This window comes from Bowdeniella nasicola, from assembly GCF_900107735.1.
In the GTDB taxonomy this organism is placed as follows: Bacteria; Actinomycetota; Actinomycetes; order Actinomycetales; family Actinomycetaceae; genus Bowdeniella; species Bowdeniella massiliensis.
In genome coordinates this window covers 94,505-116,851 of the sequence record NZ_FNQV01000008.1, presented here as the reverse complement: position 1 = coordinate 116,851, position 22,347 = coordinate 94,505, and the positions used below count along the sequence as shown (strand labels likewise).

16 protein-coding genes and 1 tRNA gene are annotated in these 22,347 nt (G+C 63.2%); 14 read left to right on the top strand and 3 right to left on the bottom strand.

The genetic code is table 11. From position 1 onward, the window contains the following. The first annotated feature begins 40 nt into the window (after positions 1-40). Together BLU67_RS07490 and BLU67_RS07485 are read left to right on the top strand one after the other, a co-directional pair. Positions 41-122 (top strand) — tRNA-Leu (locus BLU67_RS07490). 33 nt (positions 123-155) lie between these two features. Next, positions 156-827 carry an ANTAR domain-containing response regulator gene (locus BLU67_RS07485; protein WP_092564609.1) on the top strand — a complete coding sequence of 224 codons (672 nt, stop codon included), beginning with the start codon at positions 156-158 and terminating at the stop codon, positions 825-827. Between the two features lie 47 nt (positions 828-874). On the opposite strand, the gene BLU67_RS07480 is transcribed toward BLU67_RS07485, so the two are convergent. Then, the gene (locus BLU67_RS07480) at positions 875-1,240 is read right to left on the bottom strand and encodes a PaaI family thioesterase (RefSeq protein ID WP_261977068.1); all 366 of its coding nucleotides are present in this window, start codon (positions 1,238-1,240) and stop codon (positions 875-877) included. 64 nt (positions 1,241-1,304) lie between these two features. On the opposite strand from BLU67_RS07480, the gene polA reads away from it, so the two are divergent. Beyond that, on the top strand, positions 1,305-3,983 hold the full coding sequence (gene polA / locus BLU67_RS07475; RefSeq protein ID WP_092564551.1) for a DNA polymerase I: 2,679 nt from the start codon (positions 1,305-1,307) through the stop codon (positions 3,981-3,983). Here polA and BLU67_RS07470 read toward each other — a convergent pair. Next, positions 3,980-4,780 (bottom strand): class I SAM-dependent methyltransferase, encoded by an 801-nt coding sequence (locus BLU67_RS07470; protein ID WP_092564549.1) that lies wholly within the window; start codon positions 4,778-4,780, stop codon positions 3,980-3,982. The two genes, polA and BLU67_RS07470, sit on opposite strands and share 4 nt — an antisense overlap. Before the next feature lie 173 nt (positions 4,781-4,953). On the opposite strand from BLU67_RS07470, the gene rpsA reads away from it, so the two are divergent. The 6 genes from rpsA (at position 4,954) to rarD (ending at position 12,169) form a co-directional block, all read left to right on the top strand. Further along, complete coding sequence (gene rpsA / locus BLU67_RS07465) at positions 4,954-6,420, top strand: 30S ribosomal protein S1 (RefSeq protein WP_092564547.1); 1,467 nt, start codon at positions 4,954-4,956, stop codon at positions 6,418-6,420. Positions 6,421-6,499: 79 nt separating this feature from the next. After that, positions 6,500-7,342, top strand: a complete 843-nt coding sequence (locus BLU67_RS07460) for a siderophore-interacting protein (RefSeq protein WP_143027370.1) — start codon at positions 6,500-6,502, stop codon at positions 7,340-7,342. 1 nt (position 7,343) lies between these two features. Continuing rightward, a complete protein-coding gene (gene coaE, locus BLU67_RS07455) occupies positions 7,344-7,982 on the top strand; it encodes a dephospho-CoA kinase (RefSeq protein WP_092564543.1) in 639 nt (212 codons plus the stop codon). A gap of 102 nt (positions 7,983-8,084) precedes the next feature. After that, positions 8,085-9,089: a TerC family protein gene (locus BLU67_RS07450; RefSeq protein ID WP_261977067.1), complete on the top strand. Its 1,005-nt coding sequence runs from the start codon at positions 8,085-8,087 to the stop codon at positions 9,087-9,089. Between the two features lie 25 nt (positions 9,090-9,114). Continuing rightward, positions 9,115-11,208, top strand: a complete 2,094-nt coding sequence (gene uvrB, locus BLU67_RS07445; RefSeq protein ID WP_092564539.1) for an excinuclease ABC subunit UvrB — start codon at positions 9,115-9,117, stop codon at positions 11,206-11,208. Between the two features lie 19 nt (positions 11,209-11,227). Then, complete coding sequence (rarD, locus tag BLU67_RS07440; RefSeq protein ID WP_092564537.1) at positions 11,228-12,169, top strand: EamA family transporter RarD; 942 nt, start codon at positions 11,228-11,230, stop codon at positions 12,167-12,169. Positions 12,170-12,173: 4 nt separating this feature from the next. Here rarD and BLU67_RS07435 read toward each other — a convergent pair whose 3' ends face one another. Further along, positions 12,174-12,812, bottom strand: a complete 639-nt coding sequence (locus BLU67_RS07435) for an MBL fold metallo-hydrolase (protein WP_092564535.1) — start codon at positions 12,810-12,812, stop codon at positions 12,174-12,176. Between the two features lie 61 nt (positions 12,813-12,873). Between BLU67_RS07435 and BLU67_RS07430 the strand changes: the two genes are divergently transcribed. The 5 genes from BLU67_RS07430 to yvcK all read left to right on the top strand — a co-directional run bounded on the left by BLU67_RS07430 (position 12,874) and on the right by yvcK (position 22,346). Beyond that, positions 12,874-15,312: an HAD-IC family P-type ATPase gene (locus BLU67_RS07430; RefSeq protein ID WP_092564533.1), complete on the top strand. Its 2,439-nt coding sequence runs from the start codon at positions 12,874-12,876 to the stop codon at positions 15,310-15,312. Next, positions 15,309-18,143: an excinuclease ABC subunit UvrA gene (gene uvrA / locus BLU67_RS07425; RefSeq protein WP_092564531.1), complete on the top strand. Its 2,835-nt coding sequence runs from the start codon at positions 15,309-15,311 to the stop codon at positions 18,141-18,143. The genes BLU67_RS07430 and uvrA overlap by 4 nt, the downstream gene beginning before the upstream one ends. A 180-nt stretch (positions 18,144-18,323) precedes the next feature. Further along, the gene (gene uvrC / locus BLU67_RS07420; RefSeq protein WP_092564529.1) at positions 18,324-20,360 is read left to right on the top strand and encodes an excinuclease ABC subunit UvrC; all 2,037 of its coding nucleotides are present in this window, start codon (positions 18,324-18,326) and stop codon (positions 20,358-20,360) included. A 39-nt stretch (positions 20,361-20,399) separates the two neighbouring features. Next, complete coding sequence (gene rapZ, locus BLU67_RS07415) at positions 20,400-21,335, top strand: RNase adapter RapZ (protein WP_092564528.1); 936 nt, start codon at positions 20,400-20,402, stop codon at positions 21,333-21,335. A gap of 9 nt (positions 21,336-21,344) precedes the next feature. Continuing rightward, positions 21,345-22,346 (top strand): gluconeogenesis factor YvcK family protein, encoded by a 1,002-nt coding sequence (gene yvcK, locus BLU67_RS07410; protein ID WP_092564526.1) that lies wholly within the window; start codon positions 21,345-21,347, stop codon positions 22,344-22,346. Position 22,347 lies beyond the last annotated feature (1 nt).

Genomic DNA, 22,347 nt, shown 5'->3' with positions numbered 1-22,347 from the left:
ACCCCACGGTGGTAGTGTTAACTGGCTAATCTGATAGCGAGCTCCTGTGGTGGAATCGGTAGACACACTGCACTCAAAATGCAGCGCTGAGAGGCGTGAGGGTTCGAGTCCCTCCGGGAGCACCCCAATCCGGGAACCGCGTGAAAGAAATGAACATGAGCGAGACGAACGAGGATAGCAACACTCCGACGATTGAGTTCGACGACGTCGCCGAAGTGCAGGGTGAATCCGAGCAGCACAAGCGCACGCCGCGCCGCGTTGTCGTGGCCGAAGACGAGCCGCTGATCCGCCTGGACATTGTCGAGTCCCTGACGGATGCGGGCTACGAGGTCGTGGGCGAAGCGGGTGACGGCGCCAAGGCCGTCGAACTGGCAAACGAGCTGGAGCCGGACGTCGTCGTCATGGACATCAAGATGCCCGAGATGGACGGCATTACCGCCGCCGAGCGCATCCTGAAGGACCGTATCTGCGCCGTCGTGATGCTCACCGCGTTCTCCCAGACCGAGCTCGTGGAGCGAGCCCGCGACGCCGGCGCCCTGGCCTACGTCGTTAAGCCGTTCAACCCCTCGGATCTGCTGCCCGCGATCGAGATCGCGGTCTCGCGCTTCAACGAAATTCAGTCGCTGGAGTCCGAGGTCGCTGACCTGACCGACCGGTTCGAAACCCGCAAGCGCGTGGACCGCGCCAAGGGCCTGCTCATGAGCAAGATGGGCCTGACCGAGCCGGAGTCCTTCCGCTGGATCCAAAAGACCTCGATGGATCGCCGCCTGACGATGCGCGAGGTCGCCGACGCCGTCATCGAACAGATCGGCTCCAAGAAGTCCTAGCTTCTGCTGCGCGCCCCGCTGGCCATCACGGCCCGCGGGGCGCTGTTTTATGCCGTGAAGATGACGCTCAGCTGAGCGAGCGCGATGAGCGCGCCGCCGTCAGCGCGGTCCTGCTCAACCGCGCGAATCTCGATGCGATAGGTCGCGAGCCGAGACGAAGCCGAGAGCAACGAAACATAGCCTGCGACGCGCCCCTCGCGCGCCCCGGACAGATGCTTGATGGATAGATCAACGCCGACAGGTCGCCGCCCCGGGTAGTCCAGGAACGCCGCAACTGAGCCCGCTTGTTCCGCCAAAGCCGCGCTCGCGCCGCCGTGCAGGAGCCCGAAGGGTTGGGTGTTTCCAGCAACGGGCATGCTCATCACACAACGCAGCTGGCTTTCGGGATCCACAGCAATGCCATCGAGACGCATCTGCATAGTGCCTGCGAGTGACCCCAGGTCGATCACGTCCGCGGGGGGCTCTAGGCTGGGGGGCATGAGCGACATTCGTAGACTTCTCCTCATTGACGGGCATTCGATGGCCTTTAGAGCCTTTTATGCCCTTCCTGTCGACAATTTTGCCACGTCGACGGGCCAGCACACGAACGCGGTGCATGGCTTCATCTCAATGCTGCTCAAGCTCATCGCCGAGGAGAAGCCCAGCCACATTGCGGTCGCCTTCGATGTCGGCTCCGAGACCTTCCGTACCCGCGAATACTCCGAGTACAAGGGAACTAGGGACAAAGCCCCCGAGGAGTTCCCTAGCCAGATCCCGCTCATCAAGGAAGTCCTCGACGCCTTGCGGATCCGCCACCTCGAGGTGCCGGACTTCGAAGCCGATGACATCGTGGCCACCTTGAAGACAGAGGCCGAAGACGAGAGCTTCGATGAAGTCCTGATCTGTTCGGGCGACCGGGACACACTCCAGCTGGTGACCGAGACAACCACGGTGCTCTACCCAACCAAGGGCGTCTCCGTGCTCACTCGTTTCACCCCCCAGGCGGTCGAAGACAAGTACGGTGTGCCACCCGCGCGCTACCCAGAACTCGCGGCGCTCGTGGGGGAGACCTCGGATAACCTTCCCGGGGTGCCAGGCGTCGGCCCGAAGACCGCTGCCAAGTGGATTGCGCAGTACGACGGCTTGACGAATATTATTGCCCGCGCCGACGAGATCGGCGGCAAGGCCGGCCAGTCCTTCCGCGACAACATCGACAACGTCCTGCGCAACCGCAAGCTCAATCACCTCCTGACCGACATGGACCTCGCGGTCTCGCTGCCGGACCTCGTGACCGAACCCGTGAACCGGGAAGCAGTTCACGGCGTCTTCGATGCCTTGGAGTTCACCACCCTGCGAGAGCGCGTCTTTGCCATGCTGCCCGCCGATTCGGCCGCACCGGACCAGGACGAGAGCACCGAGCTGTCCTTCGATATTGCCTCGTGGGCAGACGATGGCGACCTCGCCGCATTCCTGCAGGCCCATGCTGATGGCGAGGACGCGCAGCGCATTGCGCTTGTCTTGGATGATGGCGCCACGGATGTCGAACGCCTCGCGCTCGCCACCCGCACCCATGCTCTTGTCCTCGAGCTTGCCGCCCTGCCCGCAGGTGAGGATGCCGTCCTTGCGGCGTTTTTGTCCGGGCCGGCGCCAAAAACCGCCCACGACGCGAAGTCCATGTGGCATCGCCTCACCGAACGCGGCTATGACCTGAAGTCGGTCGTCTTCGATACGGATATCGCCGCCTACCTCATTCACCCGGATCAGCGCCGCCACACTCTTGTCGATCTGGCCCAGCGCTACCTTGATCGCGATGTCGCCTCCGATGCGGCCGCCTCCGGCCAGCTTGCCTTCGACCTCGAATCAGATGCCACGATCGATACGCTCGCTCGCCAGGCCCTCGCAGTTGCCGAACTTGAGGTCCAGTTGACCGGCGCGCTGGAAGACCGGGGGCTGTCCCACCTCATGACGAAGCTCGAGCTTCCTGTCCAGCGCATCCTGCAGGACATGGAGGCCACCGGCATCGCCGTGTCGGAGACCGTCTTCAACGAGCTTTACGATCAGCTGGATGCCGACGTCAAGCAGGCAGCCGATGACGCCTACGCCGCCATCGGCCAAGAGATCAACCTTTCCAGCCCCAAGCAACTGCAAAAGGTCCTCTTTGAGGACCTCGATATGCCGAAGACGAAACGCACTAAGACCGGCTGGACCACGGACGCCGAAGCACTATCGGATCTTTTCGAGAAGACCGCGCACCCTTTCCTGGCCGCACTGCTCGCGCATCGGGACCGCATCAAGCTCCGCCAGATCGTGGAAACCCTGCGCAGCGCTCGCGCCGCTGACGGGCGGATCCACACGACGTTCCAACAGACGGTCGCGGCCACGGGGCGGTTGTCCTCGACCGACCCCAACCTGCAAAACATCCCCGCCCGGTCCGAGGATGGACTGCGCATCCGAGAAGCGTTCGTCGTCGGCGAGGGCTACGAGACCCTCATGACCGTCGACTACTCCCAGATCGAAATGCGGATCATGGCCCACCTGTCCCAGGATGCTGGCCTCATCGAAGCCTTCCGAGAGGGCGAGGACCTGCACAACTACGTCGGCGCGCGAGTCTTTGATGTGCCGATCGATGAGGTCACGGCCCAGATGCGTAGCCGCGTCAAAGCAATGAGCTACGGACTTGCTTACGGACTGTCCTCCTTCGGGCTCTCCCGCCAGCTCGGCATCGAGGTCGGCGAAGCCAAGGCTCTCATGGACGACTACTTCGATCGCTTTGGCGGAGTGCGCGACTACCTGCGCACAGTCGTCGAGCAGGCCCGGCGTACCGGCTACACCGAGACGATGTTCGGACGTCGCCGCTACCTGCCCGATCTCACGAGCGATAACCGCCAGCGACGCGACATGGCCGAACGCGCGGCCTTAAATGCTCCCATCCAGGGCAGCGCCGCCGACATCATCAAGATCGCGATGATTGCAATCGAGGATGCGCTTGAAAGAGAAAAGCTCGATTCTCGCATGCTGTTGCAGGTCCACGATGAACTCGTCCTGGAGATCGCGCCGGGCGAGCTTAAGCGAGTGGAAGCCCTGGTGCGTGAGCACATGGCGGGCGCCGCGAAACTTGATGTGCCGCTCGACGTCTCCGTCGGGCTCGGTCCCTCGTGGCGGGAAGCCGGTCACTAACGAAGTCGTGCGGAAATCAGGAGCGTGCCGGGGAACATCTCGGCACGCTCCTTGCTCCAGCCCGCCCACGTTGTCTCGATACCGGGCGCAAACCGCGGCTCCTTCAGGTCCTCGATAACGAAGCCCGCGGCTGCCAGGGCAGCCGCGTGATCCTCCAGGGTATGGTGAAACTCGGCGTAGGTGGCGACCTCACCTCGCATCTCGACGTAGGGACGACGATCAAAGTAGGAGCGACGCATCGCTGGGGCCGCCACGTCTGCTGGATCGTCTGAAAAAACCCAGCGCATCGGGTGCGCCGTAGTAAACACCCAGCGAGAACCCGGCTTCAGTACTCGGGCGACCTCCGAATACAGTGCCGCCAGATCCAAGACGAATGCCACGGCCCCGAAGGCAGAAAATGCCAGATCGAACGTATCCGCGGCAAACGGCAGCTGCGTCGCATCGGCGGCAATGAGCGGGGGAGCAGGCGCTTTGTTTCTTGCGGCCAGTTCGATCCCTTCCCGGATCATCCCTGCCGCGACATCGATACCGACAGCCTTTGCCCCGAGCGAGGAAAGGTAGCGGGTGCCCTGGCCGAGCCCGCACCCGATCTCAATAACCTGCCTGCCGGCAAGCATGCTCGGGTCACCGAGCCAGCGAACCTCAGCCTCATCCCAACCCTCCGGCCCCCAGATCAATCGGTCGATGGTTAAGTGCTCGAGATTCTCGCGAGCATACTCGGACGCTCCCTGATCCCAGTACTCGTGACTGATTTTGGTTCCTGGGACGATCTCGCGATAGCCGGATTGAGACTCCATACAGCACACGCTAGGTGAATTGTTGCCAAAACGTGACCCGTTTATCGGCGTTATTGGGCATAATTGGTTGCCCACACTTCGTCACCGTGAGTAGACTCGCCTACGGCGACGACTGCGTTGCCACAACATTGTCCACCAATACCTACAATTGTCCGTATCGGAGTCATCACTCAATGACCACCACCTCCACCACCCCTTCGACCCCCCAGGTCGCTGTTAACGATATCGGCTCGGAAGAAGAACTTCTTTCCGAGATCGATAAGACCATCAAGTACTTCAATGACGGGGATATCGTCGAAGGCACAGTCGTCAAGGTCGACCGCGACGAGGTTCTCCTCGACATCGGCTACAAGACCGAAGGTGTCATCCTCTCCCGCGAACTCTCGATCAAGCACGACATCGACCCGGATGAGGTCGTTGAGGTCGGCGACAAGATCGAAGCCCTAGTCCTCCAGAAGGAAGACAAAGAAGGCCGTCTGCTGCTGTCCAAGAAGCGCGCTCAGTACGAGCGTGCCTGGGGCACGATCGAAAAGGTCAAGGAAGAAAACGGCGTCGTCACCGGTACCGTCATTGAGGTCGTCAAGGGCGGCCTGATCCTGGACATCGGCCTGCGTGGCTTCCTGCCTGCGTCCCTCGTCGAGATGCGTCGCGTGCGCGATCTGCAGCCCTACATCGGCCGCGAGATCGAAGCCAAGATCATCGAACTGGACAAGAACCGCAACAACGTCGTGCTCTCGCGCCGCGCGTGGCTTGAGCAGACCCAGTCCGAGGTTCGCTCCCACTTCCTGCAGACCCTGCAAAAGGGCCAGGTCCGCTCGGGCGTGGTCTCCTCGATCGTCAACTTCGGTGCGTTCGTGGATCTCGGTGGTGTCGACGGCCTCGTCCACGTCTCCGAACTGTCCTGGAAGCACATCGACCACCCGACCGAAATCGTCGAGGTTGGCCAGGAAGTCACCGTCGAGGTGCTCGACGTCGACATGGATCGCGAGCGCGTCTCCCTGTCGCTGAAGTCCACCCAGGAAGATCCGTGGCGTCTGTTCGCCCGCACCCACGCCATTGGCCAGGTTGTGCCGGGTAAGGTCACCAAGCTCGTTCCCTTCGGTGCGTTCGTCCGCGTCGAGGACGGCATCGAGGGCCTCGTGCACATCTCCGAACTGGCGGTGCGCCACGTCGAGGTGCCTGAGCAGGTCGCGAAGGTCGGCGATGAGCTCTTCGTCAAGGTCATCGACATTGATCTGGACCGCCGCCGCATCTCGCTGTCGCTCAAGCAGGCCAACGAGGGCGTCGACCCGAACTCCGATGACTTCGATCCGTCGCTGTACGGCATGGCTGCGGAGTACGACGAGCAGGGCAACTACAAGTACCCCGAGGGCTTCGACCCCGAGACCAACGAATGGCTCGAAGGCTACGAAGCCCAGCGCGAGGCTTGGGAAGCGCAGTACGCGCAGGCCCAGGCTCGCTGGGAAGCCCACAAGGCTCAGGTCGCCAAGGCGATGGAAGACGACGCTGAGGCTTCGGCTGAAGGCGACACCTCCGTGCCGGCTCCGGCCTCCTACACCGCAGCTCCGGCCGATGCCGGCGGCACCCTGGCCTCTGATGAGGCACTTGCCGCGCTGCGTGAGAAGCTCACCGGTAACTAAGACCCGATAGCTGCACAGTTCCGCCCGCCCAGCCACTCGGCTGCGGCGGGCGGTTCGCTGTTACCGATAGACTGCGAACGTGTCGATCCCTCTTTCCAGCAGTCCGATTACTCGGGACAAAGTACGCCACGACTTTCGGGCCCGGCCCGTCACCGTCGCGGCCGTCTCACGCATCACGACGAACATGATTCGCGTGACATTCCAAGGGCCAGACCTCCTGGATTTCGCGTCCTTCGGGCCGCACGACCACCTCAAACTCGTGGTTCCGGACGACACCGGCACCGCACCCGAGCCGCGGATCATCGATGGCCGACTCGAGCGGCCCTTTGACGGCATCCTGCGCGACTACACGCCCCGCTTTTACTCCACCGCCATCCGCCCGCCCGAGCTCATGATAGATTTCTTCGACCACGACGATCCGGGCCCCGCCACCGCCTGGGCCCGCAGGGCCCGGCCCGGCCAAATGACGTGGATTCTTGGACCGCGGGGCTCCGCGCTCGTGCCTAATGGCGCCGAGGAACTCCTGTTGTTCGCTGACGAGACGGCGCTGCCATCGATCGCGCGATGGATCGAGATGAGTCCGGGGCTCGACATCACCGCACACGTCATTGCCCGCGACGGCGACCGAGCCTACCTCGACTACCTGCCCGGGGCGGCTGATCCTTCCCTGGCGGCCGATCCCGAGGCTCCGGGCGCCCCCGCCATCGTGTGGCACGAGGATCCGGCATCCCTGCTTGCTGCGGCCCGCGCCATCACCACCGTGGCCCCCACGACCTTCGTCTGGGCTGGGGGAGAGGCTGGCCTGCTTGCCGAGCTGCGCCGCCACCTGCGCACCATCACCGAGCGCCCCCAACTATCGATCGTTGGCTATTGGCGCGCTGGCGAAGCCAACTACGACCACCACGCACCCCTGCCGGATTAGCATGCCCGCTCTACGTATCGGACTGACCGGTGGAATCGCCGCCGGCAAATCGACCGTGGCCTCCCACCTGGTCCGCCGCGGCGCCATCCTCATCGACTATGACGTGCTGGCGCGTGAGGTCGTTGCACCGGGAAGTCAGGGCCTGGAGTACATTGTTGAGCGATTCGGACCCAAGGTCCTCACTGCTAGCGGAGACCTCGACCGGGGGGCCCTTGCCGCACTCGTCTTTTCCGATCCGCAGGCGCGCGCGGATCTGAACGACATCACTCACCCCCTCATCCGCCAGCGGGCACGCGACCTGGATGCGGCCGCACCGCCAGATACCATCACGGTCCACGACGTTCCCCTGCTCGCGGAATCCTCGATGGCAGGTTTCTTCGACGTCATCATCACCGTTGAAGCCGATGAGGAAACCCGCCTGGGCCGCCTCATGACAACGCGCGGGATGACGCGAGAAGACGCACTCGCGCGCATCCGAGCCCAAGCAAGCGATGCGCAGCGGCGCGCCATTGCGACCTACGTCATCGACTCAACGCTGCCACGTGACGCGATGCTCACCGCGGTCGATGAGTTGTGGCGCGAGCTTAGTCCCCAGTCACGTTATGATGACCGACGAGGGGAGTATTCCCGCGACCGGTAGTCCGTCATCACAGCGCGCGAGGCAGCGTGCTCGGACCCGGAGCCAGACCAGGCGGAAGAGACCTCGCCCGGTTTCCCGTCCCCTCAACCGAAAGGCTCCCCATTGGGATCTGCACACTTATCTTGGACCTTTGAGGCCATCGCGCTTGGCGTCATGTGCGCCGTCATCATCTTCGACCTCCTGTGGGTGGTGCGCCGTCCACACATCCCGACGATGCGCGAATGCACAATCTGGGTCTCGATCTACGTCTCGGCCGCGCTGATCTTCGGTGGCGTGCTCTACCTCGTCGCCAACGCCCAGGTCGCCACCGAGTTTTACGCCGGTTGGCTCACCGAGTACTCGCTGAGCGTCGATAACCTTTTCATCTTCGTCATCATCCTGTCGCGCTTTAAGGTGCCGCCGAACCGTCAGCAGGAGGTCCTGATGATTGGCATCATCATCGCGCTGGTCTTGCGCGGCATCATGATCCTCATCGGTGCCGCCGTCATCTCGCGATTCTCCTGGGTGTTCTTCATCTTCGGCATCTTCCTCATCTGGACCGCGATTTCGCTCATCCGCTCCCACGGCGAGGACGAGAGCGATTACAAGGAGAACTTCGCGATCCGCGCGCTGCGCCGGGTCCTACCGATCCACGATAAGTACGACGGCATGAAGCTGCGCACCGTTGTCGACGGCAAGAAGCTGTGGACCCCGATGCTCGTCGTCATCCTGGCGCTCGGTTCCACGGACCTACTCTTCGCTCTCGACTCGATCCCCGCGATCTTTGGTCTGACGAAGGACCCGTTCGTCGTCTTTTCCACCAACCTGTTCGCGCTCATGGGGCTGCGTCAGCTCTACTTCCTGCTTGGCGGCTTGCTCGACCGGCTCATCTACCTGCCCTACGGGCTCGCCTTCATCCTCGGTTTCATCGGCGTCAAGCTCATCTTTGAAGCAATGCACACGAACTCGCTGTCCTTCATCAACGGGGGCCAGCCCTTTGACTGGGCGCCCCACGTCCCGATCTCCGTCTCGCTCGGGGTCATTGCCGGCGCACTGCTAATTACGACAGTGGCCTCGCTCATGGCATCACGCCGAGAGAAGAAGAAACCGAGCCTGTCCGACCGGTAGCAGCGCCGTCAACTACCCTGGGAGCATGCGCCCAGTTTCCGACATCGTTCGCACTCCCAACCGGCTCGAGGTTATCTCCGACTTCACGCCGTCCGGCGACCAGCCGAGCGCGATCAAAGAACTCACCGAGCGCATCAATGCGGGCGAGAAGGACATGGTCCTGCTCGGCGCGACGGGCACCGGTAAGTCGGCGACGGCCGCGTGGTTGATCGAGCAGGTCCAGCGACCGACGCTCATCATGGCGCCGAATAAGACGCTGGCCGCTCAGCTCGCCGCGGAACTTCGCGAGCTGCTGCCCAATAACGCGGTCGAATACTTCGTTTCCTACTACGACTACTACCAGCCTGAGGCCTACGTCCCGCAGACCGATACCTATATCGAAAAGGACTCATCGATCAACGACGAGGTCGAGCGGCTGCGGCACTCGGCCACGAACGCGCTGTTGACTCGCCGCGATGTCGTCGTCGTTGCCTCGGTCTCGTGCATCTATGGCCTTGGTACGCCGCAGGAGTACGTCGACCGAATGGTGCCGTTGCACGTGGGGATGCAGATCGATCGCGACGATCTGCTGCGCCAATTCGTCAGCATGCAATACACCCGCAACGATCTGGCCTTCACACGCGGTACCTTCCGGGTCCGCGGCGACACCATCGAGATCATCCCCGTCTACGAGGAACTAGCGATCCGCATCGAGATGTTCGGCGATGAGATCGATGCCCTCGCGACGTTGCACCCGCTCACGGGCGACGTCGTGGCAGAAACCGAGCAGGTCTTCCTTTTCCCAGCCTCCCACTACGTAGCGGGCCCGGAACGCATGGAACGCGCCATGAAGGACATCGAGGCCGAGCTCGCCGAGCGGCTGGCCGAACTCGAGACGCAGGGCAAGCTGCTGGAAGCCCAGCGGCTGCGGATGCGCACCACTTACGACCTGGAAATGATGCGTACGGTCGGCACGTGCGCCGGAATTGAGAACTATTCGCGCCATATCGACGGCCGCGGTCCGGGCACAGCGCCGCACACGCTACTGGACTACTTCCCGGAGGACTTCCTGCTCGTCATCGACGAGTCGCACGTGACGGTGCCGCAGATCGGGGCAATGTTCGAAGGCGATGCCTCGCGCAAGCGCACCCTCGTGGATCATGGCTTCCGGCTGCCGAGCGCGCTCGATAACCGCCCGCTGCGCTGGGACGAGTTCCTCGAACGGATCGGCCAAACCGTCTACATGTCCGCCACTCCCGGCGACTACGAGCTCAGCCAGGCCGACGGCGTCGTGGAACAGATCATTCGCCCCACCGGGCTGGTCGACCCGAAGGTCGTCGTCAAGCCCACCGAGGGGCAGATCGACGATCTGCTCGGAGAGATCACGGCCCGCGTCGAACGCGATGAGCGCGTGCTCGTGACGACCCTGACGAAGAAGATGGCGGAGGACCTCACCGACTATCTGCTCGATAAGGGCGTGAAGGTCCAGTACCTGCACTCGGATGTCGACACGCTGCGCCGCGTCGAGCTGCTGCGTGAGCTGCGCCTTGGCCAGTTCGATGTTCTCGTCGGTATCAACCTGCTGCGCGAGGGACTCGACCTGCCCGAGGTCTCACTCGTCGCGATCCTGGACGCCGACAAAGAGGGCTTCTTGCGATCGGCCAAGTCCCTCATTCAGACAATCGGGCGCGCCGCTCGTAACGTCACGGGTGAAGTTCATATGTACGCCGACAAGGTTACCGAGGCGATGCGGGTCGCGATCGATGAAACCGAGCGGCGCCGCGCCAAACAGATCGCCTACAACACCGAACACGGCATCGATCCGCAGCCGCTGCGCAAGAAGATCGCCGACGTTACCGACATGCTCGCCCGCGAGGACATTGACACGGCTGAGCTGCTCGCCGGTGGCTATCGCGGAGCCGGTAGCGGTCCGAGCGCTGCGGAACGAAAGAAGGCGGGCTCCAAGGTCCGCCAACGCGTCGTGACCGAGTCCGAAGGGGATCTCGTCACGCTCATCGAGGACCTATCGGAGCAGATGCGCGGGGCCGCAGCCGAGTTGCAGTTCGAGCTCGCGGCGCGGTTGCGCGATGAGATCTCGGACCTGAAAAAGGAGCTGCGTCAGATGAGGGCCGCGCAGTGAGCGGGCGGGGTGATCTGATGTGAGCCCCGCGACGGCGTCGACCTCGCCCCACTTCTCGCGGGGCGTCATGGCGTCAATTGGCGCCTCGGTCCTGTTTGGCGTCCTCGCCTTCTACTCCGATCTCCTTGCTAGTTTTCTTGGCGGCTGGGAGATCTTTGGCTGGCGGTTGCTGCTCACGTTTCCCGCTCTGACCGCTGCCATGGTGCTCTCCGGCAGGTGGCCGCGCATCGTCCGGTTCGTTACGACGTTGACGCACTCGTGGTGGCGCATCCCCGTGCTCGTGATCAACGCGGCGCTGCTCACCGCCCAGATGGTGCTCTTTACCTGGGCTCCGGGCGCCGGGCGCACCGCAGAACTCTCACTCGGCTATTTCCTCATGCCGCTCGTCATGATCGTTATCGGCCGTGTGGGTTTTCGCGAATCGATCACCCGCGGCCAGGGCGTCGCGACCGGGCTCGCTGCGCTTGGCGTCGGATACGAGATCGTGCGCTCCGGGGGGCTGGGGTGGGTGACTCTTGTCGTCGCGATCGGCTATCCCGCCTACTTCGTCCTGCGGCGCCTTGCGTCGATGGCGTCCTCGTCGGCGCTGTGGGCCGAGATGGGGCTCATGGTGCCGCTGTCGATCATCATCGTGGGGAATCCCGGCTCGCTGAGTGCCGTCGCAAGCTGGCAGGCCGTCGCTTTCATCGGGGGATTGGGAGTGCTGTCCGCAGGGGCGATGGCGATCTACACCGGGGCCCAGATCTGGCTGCCGTTCGCGCTGTTCGGGCTGCTGAGCTACCTCGAACCGGTCCTGCTCGTCATCGTCGCTTTTACGTTGCTCGGGGAATCGATCGAGCCCGCAGAGTTACCGACCTATGGCCTGATCTGGCTCGCCGTCGCCGTGCTCGCGATCGAAGCGAGCATGCGCATCGTGCGGCGCCGGCGCCGCCACCAGCTGTGGTGGCCCGACGAGAGCTGAGTCGCTACCAGCCGCGTTCGCGCCAGGCCGGAATGCTCCCTCGTTCGGCGCCGAGCGTCGTCGCATCGCCGTGACCGGGCAGCACGACTGCCTCATCGGGGAGCTTCGCGAAGATCTTGGCCTCGACATCGGCGAGCAGCCGGTCGAAATCCTCCCGCGAGTTCGTCTTGCCAACGCCACCGGGAAATAGCGAGTCCCCGGAGATCACGACCGGTGGGTGAGTGAGCGGCTTGAGGATGAGGGCGATGCCGCCCTCGGTGTGCCCCACGAGCTCGATGACGTCCATGATGACGCGGCCGTGGCGGATCTGGTCGCCATCGGCGAGCGGATGCTGGACAACTCCGGTCGCGTCCTGGATCGCTTGGGCGTCGTTAACGCCAGCAAATGCTTTGGAGGCCGTGCGGGCGGCGACGGCGCCGAGCGCCTTGATGTGATCGGCGTGCCGATGGGTGGTGATGATGCGTTCGACGCGGACGTTGCCGAAATCGTCCTGGCAGGCATCGACGATTGCCTCGACATCGTCGGCGGCGTCGATAATGATGACGCGACCGGACTCGGTATCGCGCACGAGGTAGACGTTGTTGTCCATCGAACCGACCACGAGTCGCGTGATGGTGACTTCGGTGCTCTCCACTATGACCATGTGCCCATTGTGGCCGTCCTCACGGCGGGCCGCCAGTGGGCGCGGGACCTAAGCTAAGGGCATGAACACCAGCACAGGGGGCGTGTCAGTCCTGTCCGGGCTGACCGGTGCCGAGGTCTCCGCCCAGATTCAAGCCGGTCACACGAACCGGGCGGCGACGCCGCATGGCCGCACGACGGGCGAGATCCTCCGGTCGAATATCTTTACGGTTTTTAACGCGATCCTCGCGGTGGCCGTCGTCATTGTGCTGCTCGTGGGGCAGTGGCAGGATGCCGTCTTCGGCGTCGTCCTCATTTTTAACACTGCGATCGGTACGATCGCAGAGATTCGAGCCAAGCGAGTCCTCGATAACGTCGCGATCCTGGACGCCCCCACCGCGCGAGTAATCCGAGATGGCGAGGGTGTCACAATTCCCGCGCAAGATATCGTGCTTGGCGACCTCGTCGAGGTCAAACTGGGTGATCAGATTCCCGTCGATGGGCGGGTCGCGCACACCGAGAATCTGCGGGTTGATGAGTCGATTCTGACAGGGGAGTCCGACGCGCTGTATAAGCACACCGGGGACAAGGTGCTCTCGGGCTCAGCCGTCGTTGCCGGAAGTGCGCTGGTTGAGGCAAATCGCATCGGCCCCGATTCCTATGCGAATCAGCTGGCTGCGCAGGTACGTAGCTACCGCAAGGTGCGCTCCGAACTCGCCGATGGCATCGACTACATCCTGACGCGGCTGTCGTGGATCATCGTGCCGCTGGCGCTGCTCGTCATGTTCTCCCAACTGCGGGCGCACGGCAGCGTGGGCGAAGCGATCGATTCGGGCCAGTGGAAGCCCGCTGTGGTGCTCGGGGTCGCTGCCGTCGTCGGGATGATTCCCCAGGGTCTCGTATTGCTTACCTCAATGAACTTCGCCGTCGCCGGCGCGAAGCTGGCACGCCGCGGCGCGATTGTTCAGGAGCTGCCGGCCGTCGAAGTTCTTGCTCGAGTCGATACCTTATGCCTAGATAAGACCGGCACGCTGACGACCGGCGCCATGGCGGTGCGGTATCTCGACGATGACGGGAAACCGCTCGATACTGCCGAACGCAGCGCGCTTGCTGCCCTGTGTGCCGACCGCGGCAACGCGACGGCGGAGGCGCTCGACGATTATGTCCGCACGTTGCCGGAGCAAGACGACCTACCGACATGTGATTACGCCGCATTTGATTCCACCCGGAAATTTGGTTCCATCCGGGTGGGGGAGACGACCTATGCGCTGGGCGCGCCCGACGTGCTGTTGGCAGGCGATGAGGTGGCTCGGGCGCGAGGCATCGCGGCGGAGGGTTACCGCGTCGTCGCCTTTGCCAGCGCCGCCGCGCACGAGTCTGCGGGGGCCGCTCGGCCAGACTTCCAGCTGCGGGTGCTTATTGTCATCGGTGAGGAATTGCGTCCCGACGCGCATGAGACCTTCGCTTACCTCACGGAGCAGGGGATCAGGCTGCTCGTCATCTCGGGTGACCACCCGGCCACGGCCGGTGCGGTGGCCGCGAACGTCGGGATCGCCGATGGCCATCCGCGGGTGCGGGATGCGCGCTCGCTACCGTATCCCGCGAGGGAAACCCCCACGGACGCGGAACGGGCTGAGCTGGCTGCTGCCCTGAAGGACGTTGACGTCCTCGGACGCGTGACGCCGGAGCAAAAGCGGGACATCGTCTTGGCGCTGCAATCCGAAGAGCACGTGGTCGGAATGACGGGCGATGGCGTGAACGACTCGCTGGCGCTGAAGGAAGCCGACCTCGGCATCGCGATGGACAACGGCGCCCGCGCGACAAAGGCCGTGGCCCGACTCGTCCTGCTGTCCGGTAAGTTTTCCGTACTGCCGCACGTCCTGGCCGAGGGCAGGCGAGTCATGGCTAATATGGAACGCGTCTCCGCGCTGTTCTTAACGAAAACGATGTATGCGATCCTGCTCGCGGTAGCAACCTCGGGGCTCGCCTTCACCTATCCGTTCTTGCCCCGCCACCTGACGATCATCGGTTCGCTGTCGATCGGGATTCCTGCGTTCGTCCTCGCGCTCGCCCCCAATACGCGCCGCTACCGACCAGGGTTCCTCAGGCGCGTCGTCAGCCTCGCCGCCCCGGCGGGGGCAGTTATTGCGGTCGCAGTGCTGGTGGTGCAGGGCCTGGCCTTGGACCCACCCTTCGCGCTGACGCGCGAGCAGGCCTTTGCCGCAACGATGCTCACCACCCTGATCATCGCACTCACGCTGCTTGGGCTGTTCTGCCAACCACTGACAACGAGCGCAGGCAGGCCGACGTGGCGGGCAGGTCTCCTCGCCGCCATGGTCGCTGCCGTGTTAGCGATTTTGGCGATTCCGCCGCTGCGGAGATTCGCAGCTCTGGATCTCCCGTCGTGGCAAGGCTGGGGCCTGGTGATCGGCGTCGGTGCCGTCGGCGCAATCCTCGTGTGGCGACTCTCGCATAGAACACGTGTGCGAAATGGCGATGGTGCGCCTACGATCAAGGGGTGAGTGATCGGCTTATTGTTCAGGGCGCTCGGGAACATAATCTCACCGGCGTCGATCTCGACCTGCCTCGCGACGAACTCATCGTCTTTACCGGATTGTCCGGCTCGGGAAAATCCTCCCTCGCCTTCGATACGATCTTCGCCGAAGGCCAACGACGCTACGTCGAGTCTTTGTCGAGCTATGCTCGCCAGTTCCTCGGGCAAATGGACAAACCCGATGTTGACTTCATTGAGGGACTCTCGCCCGCGGTCTCGATCGATCAGAAATCAACGAGCCGCAATCCGCGCTCGACGGTTGGCACCATCACCGAGGTATACGACTACCTCCGTCTCCTTTTCGCCCGGGCGGGTATCCAACACTGTCCTCAGTGCGGTGAGCGAATCGTCGCACAGACCCCGCAGCAGATCGTTGACCGGCTGCTGGCAGAGGACGAGGGGACACGCTTTCAGATCCTTGCGCCCGTCATCCGCGGTCGTAAGGGTGAATACTCCGAGCTCTTCCGCGAACTGCAATCGCGCGGGTTCGCGCGCGCCATCGTTGATGGTGAGGCCATCCGCCTGGATGCGCCCCCGACGCTAGAAAAGAAACTCAAGCACGACATCGATGTAGTGATCGATCGTCTCGCCGCTAAGCCGAGTATCAAGAATCGCCTGACGGACTCAATCGAAACGGCGCTCGAACTCGCCGATGGCCTGGTCGTTGCTGATTTTGTTGACCGAGATGAGGCGGACCCGGAGCGTCGTCGGCGATTCAGCGAAAAGCGCGCCTGCCCTAACGATCACGTCCTTACTCTGGAGGAAATCGAACCGCGGACGTTCTCGTTCAACGCACCCTACGGGGCTTGCCCGGACTGCACCGGTATCGGCTCGCGACTTGAAGTCGATCCCGAGCTTGTCATCCCAGATCCGGAACTGAGCCTCGAAGGCGGCGCTATTACGCCGTGGATGCGCGGCTCGAGCGAATACCACCTTAGGCTGATGCGAGCGCTCGGCGATGACATGGGATTCTCAGTTGATACGCCGTGGCGTGATCTGCCGAAGAAGGTCCAGCAGGCGCTGCTCTACGGTCGCAATCACAAGGTCCACGTGCGCTATCGCAACCGGTGGGGTCGCGAGCGGCAGTACTCCACGGGATTTGAGGGCGTGGTGACCTTCATTGAGCGCAAACACGCGGAAACCGAGTCGGAGAACTCCCGTGAACGCTACGAGGGCTACATGCGCGAAGTCCCGTGCCCGACCTGCGGTGGCGCCCGTCTGAAACCCGAAGTCCTCGCCGTCACGATCGGTGGGAAATCGATAGCCGATGTGACGGGAATGTCGATCGAAAATGCGCGGGACTTCCTTGCGACCCTCGACCTCACTGGCAGGGAAGCGGCTATTGCCGGGCAGGTCCTCAAGGAGATCAACGCCCGCCTCGGCTTCCTCGTCGACGTTGGCTTGACATACCTGACGCTCTCGCGTTCGGCCGGCACGCTCTCCGGCGGTGAGGCCCAGCGTATCCGTCTGGCTACTCAGATTGGCTCCGGCCTGGTCGGCGTCCTCTATGTCCTCGACGAGCCCTCTATCGGGTTGCATCAGCGTGATAATCGCAAGCTCATCGATACCCTGACGCGGTTGCGCGATCTCGGCAACACTCTCATCGTTGTCGAACATGACGAAGACACCATCCGCACCGCCGATTGGGTCGTGGACATCGGTCCGGGTGCCGGCGAACATGGCGGTCGCATCGTCCACTCGGGAACCTACGCCGGCCTGCTGAAGGCCAAGGAGTCCGTCACAGGGGACTATCTTGCCGGGAGGCGAGCCATTGAAACCCCGACCAAGCGTCGCGAGGTCGATCCCGAACGCGAGCTCACGGTCACCGGTGCGCGCGAGAATAACCTGAAGGACGTCACCGTCTCGTTCCCGCTGTCGACACTCATCGCGGTCACAGGTGTCTCCGGTTCCGGCAAGTCAACACTGGTCAACTCCATTTTGTACCGCGTCCTTGCCCGGGAATTGAACAAGAATCGGACGCCTGCGGGTCGCCACACTCGGGTCACTGGGGTGGAGCATCTCGATAAGGTCGTCCACGTCGATCAGTCACCCATCGGCCGGACACCGCGCTCGAACCCTGCGACATACACGGGAGTGTGGGACCACGTCCGTAAACTCTTCGCCCAAACCCCTGAAGCTCAGGTCCGTGGCTACGGACCGGGTCGGTTCTCGTTCAACGTCAAGGGTGGGCGCTGTGAAGCCTGCAGTGGTGACGGCACGATCAAGATCGAAATGAACTTCTTGCCCGATGTCTACGTCCCGTGCGAAGTCTGTAATGGAGCGCGCTATAACCGCGAAACCTTGGAGATTCGGTTCAAGGGAAAGAACGTGGCCGAAGTCCTCGATATGCCGATCAGCGAGGCTGCGGATTTCTTCGCCAATGTTCCCGCGATCGCGCGTCATCTCACGACGCTCACGGACGTCGGTCTTGGTTACGTCCGGCTAGGGCAATCCGCGCCGACCCTGTCGGGCGGCGAGGCGCAGCGCGTCAAGCTCGCATCCGAGTTGCACCGGCGATCCAACGGCCGCTCGATCTATGTGCTCGACGAGCCAACCACGGGCCTCCACTTCGAGGACATCCGCAAGCTGCTCCTCGTGCTCCAGTCCCTCGTCGATAAAGGCAACACGGTCATCGTCATCGAGCACAATCTCGACGTCATTAAGAACGCCGACTGGGTGATTGACATGGGTCCGGAGGGCGGAGATGGTGGCGGCCAAGTCATTGCCGAAGGAACACCTGAGGACGTCGCCAAGGTGAAGACGTCCTACACCGGCCAGTACCTGAAGGAGATTCTCTAGGGGTTCTCACCCTGAGAGCTCCTCGATAGCGCGCGAGGATGGATGCCGCGACAGGTGGCCACCGTCCTCGCTCATCGTTGGCGATGACCGTGCGGAAGCGGCCTGTCCGCAGCTTCCGCCGTCGGAGGACTTCTACGGTTTGCCTCCGCAATAGTCGAGCAGCTGTCATAGGCTTGACGGGTGCCCGATCCCGCAACCTATCGCCCGAAACGAAGCCATATTCCGACTTCGCCCGGCGTCTATCGGTTTTCTGACCCCGATGGGCGGGTGCTGTACGTGGGCAAGGCGAAGAACCTGCGGGCCCGCCTCTCCAGCTATTTCCAGGACCCGAGCGGGCTAAACCCGCGCATCCGCACGATGGTCTACTCGGCGAGCGCCGTTAAATGGACCGTCGTCACCAGCGAGATCGAGGCACTCACTCTCGAGTACGCGTGGATTAAGGAGTTCGAGCCGCGGTTTAACGTCATGTACCGCGACGATAAGTCCTATCCCTATCTCGCTGTGTCGCTCAGCGAGCAGGTTCCGCGGGTCTATGTCACGCGGCAGGCGAAGCGGCGCGGTTCTCGCTATTTCGGTCCCTATACGAAGGTATGGGCCGTCCGGGAAACCCTCGACATGCTGCTGCGGGTCTTTCCTGTTCGCACGTGCACCGCTGGCGTGTACCGCCGAGCCGCAGCGAGCGGGAGGCCCTGTCTGCTCCGTTATATCGACAAGTGTTCGGCACCCTGCGTTGGGCGCATCAGCCCCGACGACCACCGTGCCCTTGTCGACTCCCTGTGTGACTTCATGGCCGGACGGACTCAGGGCATCACGGAGCGGCTGCACGCCGAGATGCTCGAAGCTGCTGCGGCCGAGGAGTTTGAAAAGGCTGCAGCCCGACGCGACGATCTCACGGCTCTTGCCACCGTTGCGGAGAAAAACACGCTTGTCCTGGCAGAAAACGTCGATGCCGATGTCTACGCCTTAGAAGTCGATGAACTTGAGGCCGCAGTCCAAGTGTTCTACGTACGTGCCGGTCGCGTGCGTGGTCACCGCGGCTGGGTTACGGACCGTATCGATGACGCCTCCCCGGAGGAACTCATCGAACGACTCCTGACCCAGATGTATGGCGAACGAGCTGATGTATCGCTGCGCCCACGCCGTACAAAGCGCAGTGTCGATGACATCGACCACCTGTCAATCGACGCCATCCCACCAGAGATTCTCGTGCCGGTTCTTCCCACCGATTCAGCAACGATGACACGCTGGCTGGGGGAGTTGCGTGGCGCCAAAGTGCGACTACGTGTGCCTGAGCGTGGCGCCAAGCGCACCCTGATGGAAACCGTCCACGCCAATGCGAAAGCCGCACTGAAACTCCACCGCACCAAGCGGGCCGGTGACCTGACTGCGCGCTCGGCAGCGCTGGAAGAACTGCAAGACAATCTCGACCTGACCGAGGCGCCCTTACGGATCGAGTGTTTCGACGTCTCCCATACCCAGGGCACGAACCAGGTCGCGTCGATGGTCGTTTTCGAGGACGCCATCCCGCGCAAGGCGGACTACCGCCACTTAATTATTCGCGGTGAGAACGGCGATGGTGCCGCAGATGACACCGCAGCGATGAGCGAAGTGCTGCGGCGCAGGTTCTCCCGACTCGCCGCGACGATAGGGGAGCAGTCCCCGGCCGAAGACGACGGTGAGCCAACCGATGACATTCCGACCTCAGGTGCCGTCGACCCGGAGACGGGACGCCCACAACGTTTCGCCTACCGACCCCAATTGGTGGTGGTCGACGGCGGGCTCCCACAGGTTAACGCGGCCCAGCGCACCTTGGACGAGCTGGGGGTCGACATCCCCATCATTGGCCTCGCCAAACGTCTCGAAGAGGTCTGGATTCCAGGGGAGAACTTCCCACTCATCCTGCCGCGCACCTCGGCAGCGCTTTATCTGTTGCAACACCTGCGCGATGAATCTCACCGGTTCGCGATCTCTTTCCACCGCAAGCGCCGCTCCGGCGCCATGACCCGATCTGCGCTCGATAACATCCCTGGGCTCGGCCCCTCTCGCCAAGCCGCGCTGCTCAAGCACTTCGGATCAGTCAAAGCCATCCGAGCCGCAAGCCTGGCCGAACTGCAGGAGGTCGACGGGGTAGGACCGGCACTTGCCGCCTCGATTGCTGCTGCCCTGGCCCCACCACCAGCTGACAGCCAGGCATCCGATCACACAACCTCTAGCTGACACGCCCCAGCGGGGCGTCCCTCATGAGAAACTGAAGCCATGAGCTCCACGCCTCCGCCCACGGTTCCGCATGGTATCCCTGTCCTTGACGAAGAAACGGAGCTGCCACGCTCCGAGCGTCCCGAGATCCTCATTATCTCGGGCATGTCGGGCGCCGGACGCACCCGCGCTGCTGCGGCATTGGAAGATCTCGATTGGTATGTGATCGATAACCTGCCGCCCCGCATGCTCATGCCGCTCGCCGTCATGATGCGCTCCGGGGACGGCATTCACCGTCTCGCCGCCGTCGTTGACGTCCGCTCTGGCGAGTTCTTCGCCGAGCTTGTCAATGTGCTTGACGAACTCCGCCGCAACTCGATCGACTACCGCATCATCTTCCTCGACGCCTCCGATGCCGAACTTGTGCGACGGTTTGAAACCGTCCGGCGCCCCCACCCGCTGCAAGGCCCCGGCCGCATCATGGACGGTATCGAAAATGAGCGGATCGTCCTGGAGCAAATGCGCAATCGCGCCGACGTCGTCATCGATACAACGGACCTATCCGTCCACGATCTGGCCCACAAGATGCGCGAAGTCGTGGCCTCTGACGATGCCGAACGCCCGCTGCACATCACCGTGATGTCCTTCGGGTTCAAATACGGACTGCCGCTCGACGCCGATCACGTCGTCGACATGAGGTTCTTAGCTAACCCGTACTGGGTGAGTGAGCTGCGCCACCTCACCGGCCGAGATAAGGAAGTCTCCGATTATGTCCTTGGCCTTCCTGGCGCCAAGGAATTTGCGACGAGCTACGTGGGCACGTTGACCCCGGTTCTCGACGGTTACCAAAACGAACTCAAGCCCTATGTCACGATCGCGGTGGGTTGCACCGGCGGCAAACACCGCTCGGTCGCGATGAGCGAGGAGATCTCGCGTCAACTGCGGGATTCGGGCTTCGCGGTCCGCACGATCCACCGCGACCTCGGGCGCGAATAGGGGCGAGCAATGCCCCGCACATTACGCGCCGTCGCGCTGGGCGGCGGACACGGCCTTTCCGCCACGCTGCGCGCCCTGCGATTCCTATCCGAAGACATCACGGCCGTCGTCACCGTCGCAGACGATGGCGGCTCATCGGGCCGGTTGCGTGACGAGTTTGGTTGTTTGCCTCCCGGCGATTTGCGGATGGCCCTTGCCGCGCTGTGCGAAGGCAATGAGTGGGGCCGGACGTGGCGCGATGTGCTGCAACACCGCTTCGCCTCCGATGGTCCACTCGGCGGTCACGCGGTCGGCAACCTCCTCATTGCCGCGCTGTGGGAGAAACTCGGCGACGAGGTCGCGGGCCTTGATCTCGTCGGCCGCCTCCTCGGTGCGGGCGGCCGGGTCCTGCCCATGAGCGCGATCCCACTCGTTATCGAAGCCGATCTGCATATTGAGCCGACAGCCGACAGCAGCCACCGCGGGGCGGAACCTGTCGCACCCCGAACGATCCGCGGCCAAGTCACGGTCGCCGAAGCGCGTGGCCGCCTCGATAATGTTCACCTCGTGCCGGACAATCCACCCGTGCGGCCCGAGGTGCTGCAGGCTCTCGAGGCCGCCGACCTGATCATCCTTGGCCCCGGATCCTGGTACACCTCGGTCCTGCCGCATCTCCTCGTGCCAGATCTCGCCGCGGCGATTCGCAGCGCCAAGGCCCGCCGCATGATTGTGATGAACCTTGCGCCCCAAGATCAGGAAACAGCTGGCCTAACGCCCGCCGACCACCTGCGAGTGCTGCAGGATCATGACGCTGCCTTGCGGTGCGACACCGTCATCGCCGATCCGCTAGCCGTCGCCGATCCCGATGATCTGGTCCACAGTGCGTACGCGATGGGCGGCCGAGTCGTCTTCCGTCAGGTACGCTCAGCCGAGCGGGCCGATGTGCACGACCCGCTGCGTCTTGCCGCCGCCATTCGCGACGCCTACGAAGGCAGCCTCGGCGATGTGGCACCGAACCTGGATGAGGAGTAAC

Bases quoted from the DNA above. Each gene is read 5' to 3' on its own strand.
- uvrB (WP_092564539.1), top strand. From the start codon at position 9,115: ATGCGCCCAGTTTCCGACATCGTTCGCACTCCCAACCGGCTCGAGGTT.
- rpsA (WP_092564547.1), top strand. From the start codon at position 4,954: ATGACCACCACCTCCACCACCCCTTCGACCCCCCAGGTCGCTGTTAAC.
- rapZ (WP_092564528.1), top strand. From the start codon at position 20,400: ATGAGCTCCACGCCTCCGCCCACGGTTCCGCATGGTATCCCTGTCCTT.
- BLU67_RS07435 (WP_092564535.1), bottom strand. From the start codon at position 12,812: ATGGTCATAGTGGAGAGCACCGAAGTCACCATCACGCGACTCGTGGTC.
- polA (WP_092564551.1), top strand. From the start codon at position 1,305: ATGAGCGACATTCGTAGACTTCTCCTCATTGACGGGCATTCGATGGCC.
- BLU67_RS07480 (WP_261977068.1), bottom strand. From the start codon at position 1,240: ATGCGTCTCGATGGCATTGCTGTGGATCCCGAAAGCCAGCTGCGTTGT.
- BLU67_RS07485 (WP_092564609.1), top strand. From the start codon at position 156: ATGAGCGAGACGAACGAGGATAGCAACACTCCGACGATTGAGTTCGAC.
- BLU67_RS07430 (WP_092564533.1), top strand. From the start codon at position 12,874: ATGAACACCAGCACAGGGGGCGTGTCAGTCCTGTCCGGGCTGACCGGT.
- BLU67_RS07470 (WP_092564549.1), bottom strand. From the start codon at position 4,780: ATGGAGTCTCAATCCGGCTATCGCGAGATCGTCCCAGGAACCAAAATC.
- coaE (WP_092564543.1), top strand. From the start codon at position 7,344: ATGCCCGCTCTACGTATCGGACTGACCGGTGGAATCGCCGCCGGCAAA.
- yvcK (WP_092564526.1), top strand. From the start codon at position 21,345: ATGCCCCGCACATTACGCGCCGTCGCGCTGGGCGGCGGACACGGCCTT.